Origin of the sequence: Streptomyces sp. NPDC058373, assembly GCF_042723275.1 — a bacterium.
Lineage (GTDB): Bacteria > Actinomycetota > Actinomycetes > Streptomycetales > Streptomycetaceae > Streptomyces.
In genome coordinates this window covers 245,130-260,119 of sequence record NZ_JBHXJE010000001.1, presented here as the reverse complement: position 1 = coordinate 260,119, position 14,990 = coordinate 245,130, and the positions used below count along the sequence as shown (strand labels likewise).

At 73.7% G+C, this 14,990-nt stretch carries 15 protein-coding genes; 12 read left to right on the top strand and 3 right to left on the bottom strand.

What is annotated here, in order from left to right; all coding sequences use genetic code 11:
• Positions 1-1,225 precede the first annotated feature (1,225 nt).
• Positions 1,226-1,411 carry a CsbD family protein gene (locus tag ACFWMZ_RS01235; protein WP_383179034.1) on the bottom strand — a complete coding sequence of 62 codons (186 nt, stop codon included), beginning with the start codon at positions 1,409-1,411 and terminating at the stop codon, positions 1,226-1,228.
• 351 nt (positions 1,412-1,762) lie between these two features.
• Here ACFWMZ_RS01235 and ACFWMZ_RS01230 point away from each other — a divergent pair, with 351 nt between their 5' ends.
• From ACFWMZ_RS01230 to ACFWMZ_RS01180, 11 genes are all read left to right on the top strand, one after another.
• Positions 1,763-1,933: a hydrophobic protein gene (locus ACFWMZ_RS01230; RefSeq protein ID WP_383179037.1), complete on the top strand. Its 171-nt coding sequence runs from the start codon at positions 1,763-1,765 to the stop codon at positions 1,931-1,933.
• Between the two features lie 214 nt (positions 1,934-2,147).
• Entirely contained in the window at positions 2,148-3,161 is a 1,014-nt protein-coding gene (gene trpS / locus ACFWMZ_RS01225) for a tryptophan--tRNA ligase (protein WP_383179040.1), read from the top strand.
• A gap of 119 nt (positions 3,162-3,280) precedes the next feature.
• On the top strand, positions 3,281-3,871 hold the full coding sequence (locus ACFWMZ_RS01220; protein ID WP_383179042.1) for a 2'-5' RNA ligase family protein: 591 nt from the start codon (positions 3,281-3,283) through the stop codon (positions 3,869-3,871).
• A 35-nt stretch (positions 3,872-3,906) separates the two neighbouring features.
• On the top strand, positions 3,907-5,157 hold the full coding sequence (locus tag ACFWMZ_RS01215) for a hypothetical protein (RefSeq protein ID WP_383199018.1): 1,251 nt from the start codon (positions 3,907-3,909) through the stop codon (positions 5,155-5,157).
• Positions 5,158-5,484: 327 nt separating this feature from the next.
• On the top strand, positions 5,485-5,682 hold the full coding sequence (locus ACFWMZ_RS01210) for a hypothetical protein (protein WP_383199016.1): 198 nt from the start codon (positions 5,485-5,487) through the stop codon (positions 5,680-5,682).
• A gap of 222 nt (positions 5,683-5,904) precedes the next feature.
• Positions 5,905-6,876, top strand: a complete 972-nt coding sequence (locus ACFWMZ_RS01205) for an NAD(P)-dependent oxidoreductase (RefSeq protein WP_383199014.1) — start codon at positions 5,905-5,907, stop codon at positions 6,874-6,876.
• A 219-nt stretch (positions 6,877-7,095) separates the two neighbouring features.
• Complete coding sequence (locus ACFWMZ_RS01200; protein ID WP_383199012.1) at positions 7,096-8,163, top strand: hypothetical protein; 1,068 nt, start codon at positions 7,096-7,098, stop codon at positions 8,161-8,163.
• Between the two features lie 154 nt (positions 8,164-8,317).
• Positions 8,318-9,379, top strand: coding sequence for a polyprenyl synthetase family protein (locus ACFWMZ_RS01195; protein WP_383179058.1), 1,062 nt, complete (start codon positions 8,318-8,320; stop codon positions 9,377-9,379).
• Between the two features lie 261 nt (positions 9,380-9,640).
• Entirely contained in the window at positions 9,641-10,078 is a 438-nt protein-coding gene (locus tag ACFWMZ_RS01190; RefSeq protein WP_383179061.1) for a hypothetical protein, read from the top strand.
• Positions 10,079-10,247: 169 nt separating this feature from the next.
• Positions 10,248-10,736, top strand: a complete 489-nt coding sequence (locus ACFWMZ_RS01185) for a hypothetical protein (RefSeq protein WP_383179064.1) — start codon at positions 10,248-10,250, stop codon at positions 10,734-10,736.
• Positions 10,737-10,823: 87 nt separating this feature from the next.
• Positions 10,824-12,206, top strand: coding sequence for an ABC1 kinase family protein (locus tag ACFWMZ_RS01180; protein ID WP_383179067.1), 1,383 nt, complete (start codon positions 10,824-10,826; stop codon positions 12,204-12,206).
• A gap of 17 nt (positions 12,207-12,223) precedes the next feature.
• Here the strand turns inward: ACFWMZ_RS01180 and ACFWMZ_RS01175 are convergent, their stop codons facing one another.
• Positions 12,224-13,177 (bottom strand): LysR family transcriptional regulator, encoded by a 954-nt coding sequence (locus tag ACFWMZ_RS01175; RefSeq protein ID WP_383179155.1) that lies wholly within the window; start codon positions 13,175-13,177, stop codon positions 12,224-12,226.
• 246 nt (positions 13,178-13,423) lie between these two features.
• On the opposite strand from ACFWMZ_RS01175, the gene snpA reads away from it, so the two are divergent.
• Positions 13,424-14,074, top strand: a complete 651-nt coding sequence (snpA, locus tag ACFWMZ_RS01170) for a snapalysin (RefSeq protein ID WP_383179070.1) — start codon at positions 13,424-13,426, stop codon at positions 14,072-14,074.
• A gap of 157 nt (positions 14,075-14,231) precedes the next feature.
• Here snpA and ACFWMZ_RS01165 read toward each other — a convergent pair whose 3' ends face one another.
• Entirely contained in the window at positions 14,232-14,984 is a 753-nt protein-coding gene (locus ACFWMZ_RS01165) for an SDR family NAD(P)-dependent oxidoreductase (RefSeq protein WP_383199010.1), read from the bottom strand.
• Positions 14,985-14,990 lie beyond the last annotated feature (6 nt).

Sequence of the window (14,990 nt, the reverse complement as noted above, 5' to 3'; positions counted from 1 at the left end):
CCGTCGCCGCCCGCGCCACCGCTCGGCGCCGTGCACGGTGACCCGCTCCGGAGCCGACGCCATGCGCGCGTCGGCGCGCAGGACGGCGTCCGGGACGAACAGGGAGACCAGCGCGATGAAGCCGCCGCCGCGCGTGTCGGCCAGGAAGGCGTCGACCGCCTGCCGCCGCCGGGCCGGGGACGCTTGCCGGGTCGAACGCCCGTAGCGGCCGCCGCGGGCGCCGGGAGGCGCGTCGGACTCGCGCCGCTTGGCGTTGGCGAAGGCGAGAAGCCCGTGCGCGCCCCGGCGGAGACCACTTCGCTGCCGGAGGCCCCGCCGCGCCTGGCGGTGCGCCTCGCGTGCCCCCGATGACGCATTCGTGGCGAGCGGTTTGCCCCGGCGGGCGTGAAGAAACGGAAAGGGAGCGGGTCGGGGTGGGGTCGCCGTAAGGGTGATGGTCGGTTTTGTCGGTGCGGACGTGCGGGGTGTGCGAGGTGTGCTCTCGGCGGATGTGCGCGGAAAGGCGACATGCCGGGACACCGGTTTGCGTCCTGAGTCGCATTTCAGGGATCTGCCGGCGACAAAAGATATGCGCCTATGCGCCATTTTCCTCTTCGGTGAGAAAACGACGTGTGCGTCGGGTTTTCGCGATCATGCCCCGCCGCGCACGCGGCTCGCATCGCACACCAAAAGCGGGGTGGCAGGATCGGAAATCCTGCCACCCCGCTCGGTGGCTGTCGCGTCACCCGGCCCGTCGAACCGCTCACCCGCCGGAAAAGCCGGTACCGGAAACAGGACCGGGCCCGGTCCTGAAACGCGGAACGGGAAAGCCGGACCGGAAACCGTGGACCGGAAGAAGGGGAGGCGCGGTGGGCCCCGCCGGGAGGGGGAGTAGGGGGCGGGGCCCACGCGCCGGTCTGAGGCCGGGGAGCGGCCGTCGGGTCCGCCGTGCGCCGGGGCGGCGTGGCCCCGGGACGGTGCGGTCGCCGGGCGGCGCGCCCGGGCCGGGCGGTGTCAGCCGCGTCGGGAAGCCCCGGCCGTCAGGCCGCGGAGCCGCTGTGCGGCCCGGCGCAGCCGTCCGCCGGGGCGTGGCCGTCTGGGTCGGGAGACCCTCGGGTCGGAGGCCGCCGGGGAGGCCGGCCCACCGGGCCGGAGCGCGGGGGCGCCCGCCTGGCCGGTCAGCAGCCGACCCGGCAGGAGGCGGGCGGCGAGCCCGCCCCGGCGCCGCATCGCGCGACCCCGGCGATCAGTCGCGGAAGGCATCCTTGCCCTTTTCCTTCGCCTGCCTCAGGTCGCCCTTGGACTGCTCGGCCCGGCCTTCGGCGGCCAGCCGCTCGTTGCCGACGGCGCGGCCCAGGGTCTCCTTGGCCTTGCCCTTGGCCTGCTCGACGCGGCTGCGGCCCTTCTCGTTCCTCGCGTGCTTCTCGTCCATGGTGTCTTCCACTCCTTCGCGAGAGGTCTTGAGGATCTCTGCGGGGGCGCCTGACCCCCGAGCGGGGCCGCAAACGTCCGCGCCGAAATCGGCGGCCCACTTCCGTCGGGGCCGCGTCACCGGCCCGTAGCCGTACGCGTGCTCACGCGCGTATGCGTTGGGCTGCGGGCGGGTGCTGAAGAAGCGTCCGGGTGTGCGCTTTTCCGCCCGGTCCGATCGCCCCGTCACCGGCTCCCCACTCCCGCTTCCCGCCCTTTGCCGATCTGTGAGGAATGTGTCGGGAATCTGTTCGGTGATCCGGGGCACATGAGCTCTCGACCGGGAAAACGGATAATCCGGAGGTTGATCAGAATGGTTCCCCTTCTTCTTGTTCTGCTGCTCGTCGCTCTTCTTTTCGGTGGTGGATTCGCCCTCGACATCCTGTGGTGGATCGCCGCGATCGTCCTGATCGTGTGGATCCTGGGCTTCGTCTTCCGCTCCGCCGGCGCGGGCGGCAAGCGCGGCCGCTGGTACCGATGGTGACCAGTGCCTGACGGCGTCCCGCCCGGTGTCCCCGAGGCGGTGAACGGGATCCCCGCCCCCGAAGGGCGGCATGAGCCCCGCACGGCGACCCGCCGCGCGGGGCTCACCCGCGTCCGGACGCGCGCCCCGTTCCGTGAGCCGTGCGCCCGTCGTGCCCCCGGGGGTATGACGGGTCCGATTCCGGGCGGCCGCGCGGACCTGAGACAATGGGCTCATGGCTTCTGATCGTCCTCGCGTGCTCTCCGGAATCCAGCCCACCGCAGGCTCGTTCCATCTCGGCAACTACCTCGGCGCGGTGCGCCAGTGGGTGGCGCTCCAGGAGACCCACGACGCCTTCTACATGGTGGTGGACCTGCACGCGATCACGATCCCGCAGGACCCGGCCGAGCTGCGCGCCAACACCCGGCTCGCCGCCGCCCAGCTCCTCGCCGCCGGGCTCGACCCCGAGCGGTGCACCCTCTTCGTCCAGAGCCACGTGCCCGAGCACGCGCAGCTCGGCTGGGTGATGAACTGCCTCACCGGCTTCGGCGAGGCCTCGCGGATGACCCAGTTCAAGGACAAGTCCGCCAAGCAGGGCAACGACCGCACCACCGTCGGTCTCTTCACCTACCCGATGCTGATGGTCGCCGACATCCTGCTCTACCGGGCCGACCAGGTCCCCGTCGGCGAGGACCAGCGCCAGCATTTGGAGCTGACCCGCACGCTCGCCGAGCGGTTCAACGGGACGTACGGCGAGACGTTCACCGTCCCCGACGCGTACATCCTGAAGGAGACGGCGAAGATCTACGACCTCCAGGACCCGACGGCCAAGATGAGCAAGTCGGCCGCCAACCCCAAGGGCCTGATCAACCTCCTCGACGAGCCCAAGGCGACCGCGAAGAAGATCAAGAGCGCCGTGACCGACACCGGTACGGAGATCCGCTTCGACCGCGCCGAGAAGGCCGGCGTCAGCAACCTCCTGTCGATCCTCTCCACTCTCACCGGCGAGACAATCGCCGAACTGGAGGAGAAGTACACCGGCAAGGGCTACGGTGCGCTGAAGACGGACCTCGCCGAGGTCATGGTCGACTTCGTCACGCCGTTCCGCGAGCGCACCCAGGCGTACCTGGACGATCCGGAGACGCTGGACGCGATCCTGGCCGAGGGCGCCGAGAAGGCCCGCGCCGTCGCCGCCGAGACCCTGGCGCAGACCTACGACCAGCTCGGCCTGGTGCCCGCCAAGCACTGAAGGGCCCCGGCCGCCGCCCACCGGCGCGGCGGCCCGGACCCGGCGGGCGCGCCCGCACCCGAAGGTGGTGCCGTCCGGCAGAGGACGGCACCGCCACCTTCGAAGGACAGGAGTACGACGTGGGGACCGTAACGCTCGGCGTTTCGCTCGCGGTCCCGGAGCCGCACGGCAGCCTCCTCCAGGAGCGGCGCGCCGGCTTCGGCGACACCGCGGCCTACGGCATCCCCACGCACGTCACGCTGGTCCCGCCGACCGAGGTGGACGCGGCCATGGTGCCCGCCATCGAGCAGCACCTCGACGAGGTCGCCGCCACCGGGCGGCCCTTCGCGATGCGGCTCAGCGGCACCGGCACCTTCCGCCCGCTCTCCCCGGTCGTCTTCGTCCGCGTCGCCGCCGGCGCCGACGCCTGCACCTGGCTCCAGAAGCAGGTCAGGGACGCCTCGGGGCCCATCGCCCGCGAGCTGCAGTTCCCGTACCACCCGCACGTGACCATCGCGCACGGCATCGCCGAGGAGGCGATGGACGAGGCGTACGAGGCGCTGAAGGAGTTCGAGGCGAGCTGGACCTGCACCGGGTTCGCCCTCTACGAGCAGGGCCCGGACGGCGTCTGGCGCAAGCTCCGCGACTTCCCCTTCGGCCGCGAGGGCGGTTCGGCCGAGCCCGTCCTGCCGCCGCAGAACTCCACCAGAGGTACGCTGCCCGCCAGTTGAGGCGGACCACCCCGGCCCGCCCGGGGGAGGGGACCATGGCGCGCCGCACCGCTCTCGCGGGAGCCCTCACCGCACTCACGCTGGTACTGACCGGCTGCGGAACAGGCGCCGGCGGCAGCGACGACGCACCGGAGCGGGCCAAGGGCTCCACGCCTCCCGAAGGCGTCCCGACCGGCTGGCGCCTGGACCACGTCGGCGACCAGGACGGCGAGCTGACCGACCTGGCCGCGCTCGGGCCCGACGACCTGTGGGCCGTCGGCTTCGACAAGAGGAACGGCGAGGCCACCGGCCACCATCTGCTGCGCGACACCGGCGACGGCTGGCGCCGTCAGGCCCTGCCCGAGGCGCTCGCCGACGCGCCCTATCCGCCGCGGCTGGACGCCGTGGGGCCCGACGCCCTGTGGGCCGTCGGCGCGGGTGCCGAGCAGGGCGACCCGCCGTCCATCGCCCAGTGGCGGGACGGCCGCTGGTCCACCGTCACCGCGCCGCCCGACGGCGACCTGCTCGACCTGGCCGCCTTCGGCACCGACGACGTGACCGTCCTCCAGGACCCCCGACTGCCCGACCAGGACGACGGCGAGGGGAACATCACCACCGACGACCGCTCGCAGGTCGCCCACTGGGACGGCTCCCGCTGGACCACCACCCTGCTGCCCACCGCCGCCGCCGCCCTCGACGGCACCTCCGGCGACGACCTGTGGGCCGTCGGACACCGCTCGAAGGGCCCCGGCATCGGCGGCGACGGGCAGGAACTCACCCAGACCGCCGCCCTCCACTACGACGGCACCCGCTGGCACACCGTCGACACCCCGCTGCGGCGGTTCGCGGACCCGGTCCCGCCCGAGGCGGGCGCCGCCCTCGGCACCGTCCTCGCCGTCGCGCCGGACGAGGTCTACGCGTTCGGCCGGCACTCCTTCAACCACGGGGAGATGGAGGACGAGCCCGCCGACGAGCAGCTCCGCCTCCGCTGGGACGGCAAGCGCTGGCGCGACCTGCCCGCCCAGGACGGCGAGTGCGGCAGCCGTACCCCGCTGCTGGTGGACGGCGACACCGGCACCCTTTACGACGGCCACTGGTACCAGGCCGCCGACGGCCCCTGCTACAAGCTGAAGCGCCCCCGTCTCCCCACCGGCGGCGAGGTCCGGAAGGGCGCCCGCCAGCAGCTCTGGCTCGCCGAGACCGCCGCCGTCCCCGGCACCGACCGCATCGTCGCCGTCGGCCACCTCTCGGTCATGCAGAGCGGCAACCCCTTCAGCCGCCCCGTCGCCCTGCGCGCCAGCCGCTGACCACCGCCCCACCCCGCCCGCCCCGCCCCGAGGAACCCCCGCCTGGCGGAGTGGCCGGTGCCGCTCAGCGCGGGCCGGGGCAGCGCCGTACGGCGGGCGCGTGGAGGTGACTTGCCCTGCCCGTCATGCCGGCCGGGACCCGTCGGCGCTCGAGCGCGGCGCCCGCCCTCAGCCCGGGGACCGGACCGGCGCCCCGGCCCTGAGGGGCCCGGCCTGCCAGGTCATTCCTTGATGGTCCCCATCCCGGCCCCCTCAAACGCACATGACGACGCGCCCGAGCCGCGCCGACCACGCGCGGGCTACCCGGTCTGCATCCGCTTCGAGCCCGTGGGCTCGGAACCCGCTTGGGCCGTGGAGCAGGCGTACGTGGCCGTCAACCCCCGGGGCAAGGTCCGCCACCAGTTCTCCAGCCCCCGCCTCGAAGGCGGGCAGGGAGAGGTGGACCACGTCTGGCCCGGCGACGAGTACGGGAAGCAGATCCACCTCAAGCGCGTCGAACCCGGCATCGACACCACCTCCGCCTGACGCGCCGACAGGGGGGCGGTCAGAGGGCGACGGGGGCGGCCCCCCCGTCGCCCCGCCGCCGGCGCCGGGTGGGACCATCCACCGCATGCGCACCGGCACCCGACCTCTCGACCTCGACCAGGCACCATCCTCGGGAACGTCGCCCGCGCCCGGCGGCGGGCGCACCCGCTGACACCCGCCGCGCCAACCCGCGCACCCGCCCCCCGCCGAGGAGTCACACCCATGCCGCCCGCCCCCCTCCCCGCCGACCTGCTGGACCGCGCCGCCCTCGTCGTCGGCCCCGGCACCGCCCCCGCCGTCGCCGAGGACCTGGCCGCGCTCACCGGCCGTCCGGTCCTCGTCCACGACGCCGAAGGGCGGCTCACCGGAGCCTTGGGGGCCGAGGACGCCCCGCTGATCCTGGTCGGCGCCGCCCTGCCGCCCGCGCTGCGCGGCGACCCCCGGGTCCGCTGGTTCCACAGCGTCAACGCGGGCGTCGACGCCCTGGTCGACGGCGGCTGGCCCACCGGGGTGCTGCTGACCCGCACCGTGGGCCGGATGGGCGAGCGCATCGGCCAGTACACGCTGGCCTGGGTCCTCGCCGACTGCCAGGGCGTCCCCGGCCACCTCGCCCGCACCGCCGCCCGCACCTGGTGCCGTGAGCCCTCCGAACTCGCCGCCGGACAGACCGCCTTGGTCTACGGCACCGGCCGCATCGGCACCGCCGTCGCCGGGGCGCTGCGCGCGGTGGGGGTGCGGACGGTCGGCGTGGGACGCGGTACCCACGCGCCCGGCGGCCCGTTCGACGAGCGGATCACCGCCGAGGAGGACGGGGAACGGCTCGGGCAGGCCCGGTTCGTGGTGGACGCGCTGCCGCTGACCGAGGCCACCCGGGAGTTCTTCGGCGACGCCCGCCTGTCGGCGCTGCGCGGCGCCACCTTCCTCAACGTCGGCCGCGGCGGCACCGTCAGCCTCCCCGCCCTCTCCCGCGCCCTCACCGCCGGGCACGTGGCCGGCGCCGTCCTCGACGTGCTGGCCGATGAGCCCCCGGCACCCGGCCACCCCGTCTGGGAGCTGCCCCGCACCACCCTCACCTCCCACTCGGCCGGGATCACCGCCGACAACGACATCACCGCCGACTTCCGATCCTGCTGGGACGCCCTGCGGGCGGGGGAGGCGCCGGAGCTGGCGGTGCGGGTGGGGCGGGGGTACTGAGGAGTGGACGTACGGTCGGCCCGGCCGCGCGGTCCGGGTTTCTCGGGTGCGGCGCGTGAAGACTCCGGCTCGAACGGCGGGCGCAGACACGATCAACAGGTGATGTAGCCATATATGTCACTGGTTCGGGTGGGTTAGCCCATCAGGGTCTCGTCCCGCGGACCGGGCGGATGTCAGCCTCGGAGGGCGAGCACGCACGGCTCGCGGGAAGGACTGTCCGTGATCGAGACCTTGGTCGTCACCGAACCGCCGCCCTTCTACTGTCCACTGGAATCGCGCCCCCACCCCCGCGCCCTGCTCGTCGAGCAGCGCGCCGTGGAATGGCTCCGCACCTGCGGGATGTGCGCGACCGATGCCGAGTACCAGCGGGCCGTCGGCTCCCGCAGTGTCGATTTCTACGGGCGGTTCGTCCCCTCGGCCGAGGACGACCGTCTGCTGGCGACCGCGTTGTGGGTGTACTGGGGCTTCGCCTTCGACGACGCGCGGTGCGACGAGGGGGCGCTGAGCACGCGGCCCGCTGAGTTCAACGCGCTGGCCGGCCGGGTGCAGCGGGCCCTGGAGGCGCCGTCGGTCCGCGACACGACCGAGCGCTACGTGCCGCCGCTCCAGGACATCGCCGACCGCTTCCGGAGCCTGGGGACGGCCACGCAGTTCAGCCGGTTCGCCGCGGCGCAGCGCGCGTGGCTCTCCGGAGTCTCCTGGCAGATCGGCAGCCGTGCGCTCGGCCGCATGCCCTCGCTCGACGAGTACCTGGCCATGAGGCTCCTCTCCTCGGGCGGCGAACCCACTTTCGCCATGGTGGAGTTGGCTCTCGGGGTGGAGGTGCCCGCCGCGGAGATGCACCGGCCGGCGGTGCGCGCGCTGACCGAGATGGCCATCATGGTCGCCGCGCTCGACAACGACCGGCACTCCCTGCTCAGGGAGATCGGCGAGGGACAGGACATCAACGTCTACAACGTCCTGGCGCACGACTCGGACCTGTCGGCGCAGGAAGCCGTCACGGCCGCGACCGGTCTGCGCGATCGCGTCCTGACGCGTTTCCTGGTGCTGCACGAGCAGGTGAGCGCGCGGGCGAGCCTCGAACTGAGGACGTACCTGCTGGGGCTGTGCGACGGCATCCGGGGCAACGTCGAGTGGGCGCTCCGGGTGCCGCGGTACCGCGCGCCGGACGCGGGACCCACGGGTGCGGAGAGAGCGCTGCCGGTCTGCGTGGACGCGCCGAGCGACAGCACCAGAGGGCCGGTCCCCGCGCCGTCGGTCGCCTGGTGGTGGGACGACCTCGTGTAGTGCCCCGCCGCGGGCCGCGGCCCGGCGGGAAGGGGGAGCCGAATACCGGGCGGCCGGTGGACGGCACCGGCCTCGGAGGGAGGAGGCGGTCTGCGCCCTTCCCCCGAGCGGCCGGCCCGTCCTGCTCCTGTGCACCGAGACGAAGGAGGAACGCATGGCTTCCCTGTCCACGGTCCAAGACGGCGGTGTCGACGACGTCCTGGACCGGTGCCGTCGCCTGGTCCGCCCGGCGCTGCGCTCGGTCGTCGACCAACTCCATCCGCGGACCGGCCTGATGGTCCGCTACTCCTTCGGCTGGTGCGGCGCCGAGGGGATCCCGTATCCGCGGGGCAGTTCGGGCGCGGGGAAGGGGGTCCGCCAAGTCCTCGCGGTGCTGGCCGCCGAAGCCGTCGGTGGGTGCGCCCGGGACGCCGTGCCCGGTGCGGTGACGGCGGAACTCGTCCACGCGTTCAGCCTCGTCCACGACGACGTCATGGACCACGACGAACTCCGGCGCCACCGGCCGACGGTCTGGAAGACGTACGGTACGGGCCCGGCGGTCCTGACCGGGGACGTGCTGCTGACCCTCGCCGTCGACACCGCGGCCCACTCCACCGGGCCGCACTCGCCGCAGGCCCTGCGCCTGCTGAGCGACTGCCTGCGCGCGCTCATGGACGGGCAGACCGAGGACCTGGCCTTCGAGGAGCGTCCCTGGCGGGGACCCGACGCGGTGACGGCCGCGCAGTACCGGTCCATGGTGGTGAACAAGACCGGCGCGCTCCTCGGCTTCTCGGCCGCCGTCGGCGCCCTGCTGGCCGGGGGCACCCCGCAGCAGGTCAGGAGCTTCGACGCGGTCGGCCGGGAGCTGGGCCTCGCCTTCCAGATCACCGATGACGCGCTGGGTGTCTGGGGCGACCCCGCCCGGACGGGGAAGCCCGTCGGCAGCGACCTGCGCCGGCGCAAGAAGTCGCTGCCCGTGATCAGGGCCCTGGAGAGAGGCGGCGGGCACGCGCGCCGGCTGGCCGAGCTGCTGGAGAGCGAGGGGAGCCTCGACGACGAGCGGGTGAGGCGGGCGATCGACCTGCTCGGCGACGCCGGCGGCCCCGCCCTCGTGCTCGACGAGAGCCGGGCGGCTCTCGAACGTGCGCAGGCGGCGCTGGCCTCTCTCTCGCCGGCTCCCGGGGCCGAGGCGGAGCTCAGGGCGCTGGCGCGCTACCTGGTCGAACGGGTCCGGTGACAGGCCCCGGCCTCCTGCGGGGCGGACAGGGACGACGTCCGAAAGAGACGTGGGAGGCGGCGGGGGCGCGGGATGGGCCGCGGGATTCCCGCTTTTCCGGGGTGCTCTCTTGCGAGGGAATTAATTTCGGCCTTCGGGCAGAAATGTCTCTTGTTCCGGATTTCCTGTGCAAGGGCGCGGGAATGCTGCAAACGTCATCCACGAAAACAATCCCGGAGTCGTCTGTGCAGTCGCGGTCCCGGGGTGGAAGTGAGGACTGATATGGCTGACATCGAGGAAATCACCGTCGAATCGGTGACCGGCGACCAGCCGGGTGCGGGCACCGACGCCCTGGTCTACCTGGGCCTCGGGGGGCGCGAGTTCCTGCTGGACAACCACGGCGAGGACGACTTCCGCCGCGGCGAGGTGAACGTCTTCCGCCTGGGGCGCGGCAGCACCGTCACCCATCCCTCCACCAACGACCCCGCCGTCCCCCGGCTGACCCTCGACGACCTCGACAGGTACCCCCTCTACCTCCGCATCAACGCGCAGGTGGAGGAGGACGACTGGCTGTTGGAGAACGTCTGGGTCACCGTCCGCGCCGACGGCCCGGACCTCCGGTACGGCCGGTACATGCTCGACGGGCCGGGCCGCGGCCGCAGCATCTGGCTGGGGCTGCGCGACGGCTGCGTCCTCCACCTGGGGCCCGTCGAGCGGTGATCCCCGCCGCATCGCCGACCGCTCCGGCGGCCGGTGAGGGGCGAACCACCGCCTGGCCGACATCCGCGCCCGGCCGACACCCGCGCCCGGCCGACGGCCGTGCGGCCCTTTGTCCCGGCCGGCCGGCGAGCCAAAGGGTTCGAAAAGGAAAACGAAAAGGAAGAGGGAAATGGCCAAGAGTACGAGTGACACCTTCCGGGACCTTCTCGGTGGTATCACGGACGATCTCAAAGAGGCGTTCGACGACATCATCGACTACGGCGAGCGGGAGAAGCGGTGGGACCGCGGACGGGAAAGGCGGAGGGACGGTCACTGGCGGCACCGTGAGGACGACGGCTGGTGGCGGTACCGCGAGGACGACGAACCCTGGCGGCAGCGTGAGGACGACGGCCGCCGGCGGTGGGACGAGGACCGCTGGGGCCGGGGGCGGGGGCGCCGGTACGACGACGAGGACGAGCGCGACCGCGAGGACCGGCGTCCGCGCCAGGCCGCACGGGGCCTTCCCCGCCAGAGCGGGAGGGGCGAGGCGGACACGCAGGCTGAGCTGCGGGAGACCGTCGATGCGCTGAGGGCCGAACTCAGCAACGCCGTGGAGTCGTTGCGAGAGGCGTCGGACGCGCGTGGCGCCGGCGGCGGTCGGGAGTCACGGCGCCCCTGACGCTCGCCCTGTCCGTACGTCTTCGCTCTGTCTATCGTCGAGGCGGTCCTCATGGTGAGCAGCGGCCGTCTGAGTCAGGTGTCCCGGGTGGTGCGGCAGCTAGCGGCCGACGAATGGTCCAGAGCCCTGCGCGACCGCCACCGGACGCACCAGGGGCCCCTCGACGAGCAGGCGGACCGCAGGAGGGAGCGTGCCCAGAGCCTGCGGCGGGCCTTCGAGCAGCTCGGCCCCTTCTACATGAAGGTCGGCCAGATCCTCTCCACGCGCCCCGACATCGTGCCGGAGTACGTGATCCCGGAGCTGGAGAAGCTGCACGACGGTGCCGCGGTGCTGCCCTTCTCCGCACTGGAACCCGTCCTGCGGGCGGAACTCGGCGCCCGGTGGGCCGACAAGGTGCGGGACATCGACACCGAACAGCCACTGGGGGCGGCCTCCCTCGCCCAGGTCTACCGTGCCACGCTGGCGGACGGGCGGGCCGCGGTGGTCAAGATCCAGCGCCCGGGCGTCCGCGACACGGTGGCCCAGGACATGTCGATCCTGCGCCGGACGGCACGTGTCGGCGGACGGCTGGCGCCCCGCTTCACCGCCGTGATCGACATCGAGGCCATGCTCGAAGTCCTCTTCGACGCCATGCGGCCGGAACTGGACTTCACCGTCGAGGCACGGAACATGCGGCAGGCGACCGGGCTCGCCGCCCCCTTCGAGCACCTGGCGGTGCCCGAGGTCCTGCTGGCCACCCCCCGGGTCCTGGTCCAGAGCCTCGCGCCGGGCCGGTCGATCCGCCACGCCGAGCACGACGCCTTCGACGCGGACGAGCGGCTGGCCATCGGGAAGGATCTGCTGGCCTTCGTCTTCCGCGGGTTCTTCGTCGACCGCTTCTTCCACGCCGACCTGCATCCCGGCAACGTCTTCGCCGCCCCGGGGGAGAAGGCGACCCTGATCGACTGGGGCATGGTGGGGCGCACCGACCGGCGCACCGGCATGCTGCTCATGCTGATCCTCCTGGCCCTGGCGCGGAACGACGGCCACGGCCTGGCCAAGGCGTGGGTGGAGCTGGGCCACGCCACCCCCTGGGCGCAGACCGGCGCCTTCGCCTCCGACATGGCCGTCCTGGTGCCGCAGATCGCCGAGGCCAGCCTGGAGGAACTCAACTTCGGCGTCACCCTCACCCGCATCCTGACCTGTTCCACCAAGCGCGGCATCCGGACCAGCCCCTCGGTCGCCGTACTCGGGAAGGCCTTCGCCAACATCGAGGGCTCCGTGCGCCATCTGGCACCGGAGCTCTCGCTCATCGACGTCTTCAAGGGCGAGATGCGGCACGTCATGCTCTCCTTGGTGGCCGAGACCGTCTCGATGGAGCAGCTGGCCAGCACCGCGCTGGAGCTGATGCTCGGCATGGGCACCATGGCCGGACAGGTACGCGGCCTCGTCCACGACCAACAGCGGCTCGGCCTCCCCGGCGGGCGCTGAGCCCCGCCGGTGCGCCGTCAGTGGCTCAACTCCGGCGCCGCCAGCAGCTCCGGCGCCCCCTCCAGCCACTTCCGGTACGGGCCCGCTCGCAGGGCCGCCGCGCGGTAGGCGGCGGTCAGTTCCTCGTAGGCGGGGCCGGCGGCCGGGCAGCGGGGCGGGGTGGCCAGGAGGAGGCGGACAGCGAGCGGGTCGTCGCGGAGCGGGCGGATGACCATGTCGTCGCGGGGGCCCGAGGTGGGCTGGCAGGGGGCGACGGCCTCGCCGAGCGCCACCAGGGAGGCGGTCGTGAGGTAGTCGCCGTGCAGGACCGGCGGGTCGATCCCGGCGGCGGCCAGGACGCGGCGTACGCCGTCCCACTCGCCGTCCACCGACGGGTCGACCATCCACCGGTCGTGGGCGAGGTCGGCGAGGTCGACCACCGGGCGGGCGGCGGCCGGGTGGTCCGGGGCCAGCGAGATGAACTGCGGCTCGCGCTCCAGCAGGGTGTGCTGCACCAGCCCGTCCGGGACGCGCAGCGGACTGCCCTCCACCTCGTGGACGAAGGCGAGGTCGAGCCGTCCGGCGCGCAGTGAGCGGAGCAGCACGGTGGCCGAGACGTCGACCTGGAGGGTGATGTCGGTCCCGGGCATCCGCGCCCGCAGCCTGCGCAGCCAGTCGCCGACGATCCGGCTCGCGGTGGAGCCGATCCGCAGCCGGGGCCCCGGGCGGCCGAGCGCGGCCGCCTCCGCGCGGGCCTCCTCGACCAGCACCGCCATCGAGTCGACCACCGTACGGGCGCGGGAGAGTACGGTGCGGCCCAGCAGGGTCGGGCGGCAGCCGTCGTGGCCCCGGTGGAAGAGTTCGGCGCCGAGGCTCTGCTCGATGCGGCGCAGTTGCGTGGTGAGCGCGGGCTGGCTCACGCCGAGTTCACGCGCGGCACGGCGCACGCTGCCGGTGTCGGCGATGGCGCAGAGCGCGCGGAGGTGTCTCACCTCAAGCTCCATGGCCCGAGGCTAGAAGCGCACCGCCCGCCCCGCCAGTGGCCCCAAGCACGCCAAATGCCCACAACCACCAGGAACTGGCCGGGGGTTGGCGAGAAATATAAGACCGGGTTATCGCAGGTTGGCATCATGTGCCCGGCGCCGGTGCGCTCCAGACTCGTCACCGGACCGAACTCCTCGGTCCGGTACGGGGCGGCCCCACTCCGCCCGTGCCGCGGACAGTCAGGAGACCCCCACATGCGCATGACCCGGACCGCCTCCGTCCTCGCCGGGCTCGGCCTCGCCGCCGCCGCCGCTCTCGGCTCGGTCGCCCCCGCCTCGGCGGCCGCCGAGGCCTCCACCCCGCGCTCGGTCGCCGCCTACGAGGCGTCCACCGAGAACGCCGCCGCCACCCGCGCCTTCCAGGAGGCGGTGCTGAAGGCGGTCGCCGAGAAGCGCGCCGCCAACCCGGGCGCGCAGGCCGTCACCGTCACCTACGACGCCTCCGGCGCCCCGACCTTCCGCTCGCAGATCGCCAGCTCCACCTCGATCTGGAACGGCTCGGTCTCCAACGTCCGCCTCCAGGAGGGCTCCAACGCCGACTTCACCTACCGTGAGGGCGACGACCCGCGCGGTTCGTACGCCAGCACCGACGGCCACGGCCGCGGCTACATCTTCCTGGACTACGCCCAGAACCAGCAGTACGACTCGACCCGCGTGACCACGCACGAGACCGGCCACGTCCTCGGCCTGCCCGACACCTACTCCGGCCCGTGCAGCCAGCTCATGTCCGGCGGCGGCCCCGGCCCGTCCTGCACCAACGCCAACCCGGACGCCACCGAGCGCGCCCGCGTCGAGCAGCTCTGGGCCAACGGCCTCGCCGAGGCCGTCGCCGAGGCCCGCTCCTGACCCCGCCTCCGGCGGCTCCGGCCGCCGCGTGACACCCCTGCCGCCGCACCCACGCGGCGGCGAGGACGGCTCCCTCCCCCATGGGGCGCCGCCCGGGGCCGCCTCCCGCGCCCGCGCGCGAGGGGCGGCCCTTTTCGCGTACGCGGGACCGGGACGCTCAGACCGGCAGCCGCCGGAAGAGCGGCCGGGGCAGGTGCCGTACCGCCGACATCACCAGCCGGAGCCCGCCCGGCACCCACACCGTCTCGGCGTTCCGGCGCAGCCCCAGTTCGATCGCCGCGGCGACCCGCTCCGGGGTCGTGGTGAGGCGGGCGTCACCGCGCGGCGCCCCCGGGCCGAGGACCGTGCCGGGGCGGACCACCATCACCTGCGCGCCCGTGCCGTACAGGGCGTCGCCGAGGCCCTGCGCGAAGGCGTCCAGGCCCGCCTTGGACGAGCCGTAGATGAAGTCGGCGCGGCGGGCCCGCTGGCCGGCGGCCGAGGAGAGGACCACCAGCGTGCCGTGGCCCTGCTCCTGGAGCGCGGCGCCGCAGAGCAGGCCGGCGCCGACCGCGCCCGTGTAGTTGGTCTGCGCCACCCGGACCGCGTCCAGCGGGCGGCTCTCGTCGCGCGCCTGGTCGCCCGTGACGCCGAAGGCGAGCAGTGCCACGTCCACGTCACCGGAGGCGAACACCGGTCCAAGCGACGCCTGGTGGGAGGCGGGGTCCAGCGCGTCGAAGGCCACCGTACGGACCTCCGCGCCGAGCGCCCCCAGCTCCTCGGCGGCCTTCTCCAGCGCGGGGCATGGGCGCCCCGCCAGGTGGACCAGCCGGGTCCTGCGGGCGATCAGGCGCCGCGCGGTGGCGAGCCCGATCATCGAGGTACCGCCGAGGACCAACAGGGACTGGGGCAGACCGAAGGCGTCCTTCAACGCGCC

Coding starts and splice junctions, on each gene's coding strand:
- ACFWMZ_RS01230 (WP_383179037.1), top strand. CDS start 1,763: ATGGTTCCCCTTCTTCTTGTTCTGCTGCTCGTCGCTCTTCTTTTCGGT.
- ACFWMZ_RS01215 (WP_383199018.1), top strand. CDS start 3,907: ATGGCGCGCCGCACCGCTCTCGCGGGAGCCCTCACCGCACTCACGCTG.
- ACFWMZ_RS01185 (WP_383179064.1), top strand. CDS start 10,248: ATGGCCAAGAGTACGAGTGACACCTTCCGGGACCTTCTCGGTGGTATC.
- ACFWMZ_RS01190 (WP_383179061.1), top strand. CDS start 9,641: ATGGCTGACATCGAGGAAATCACCGTCGAATCGGTGACCGGCGACCAG.
- ACFWMZ_RS01205 (WP_383199014.1), top strand. CDS start 5,905: ATGCCGCCCGCCCCCCTCCCCGCCGACCTGCTGGACCGCGCCGCCCTC.
- snpA (WP_383179070.1), top strand. CDS start 13,424: ATGCGCATGACCCGGACCGCCTCCGTCCTCGCCGGGCTCGGCCTCGCC.
- ACFWMZ_RS01195 (WP_383179058.1), top strand. CDS start 8,318: ATGGCTTCCCTGTCCACGGTCCAAGACGGCGGTGTCGACGACGTCCTG.
- ACFWMZ_RS01235 (WP_383179034.1), bottom strand. CDS start 1,411: ATGGACGAGAAGCACGCGAGGAACGAGAAGGGCCGCAGCCGCGTCGAG.
- trpS (WP_383179040.1), top strand. CDS start 2,148: ATGGCTTCTGATCGTCCTCGCGTGCTCTCCGGAATCCAGCCCACCGCA.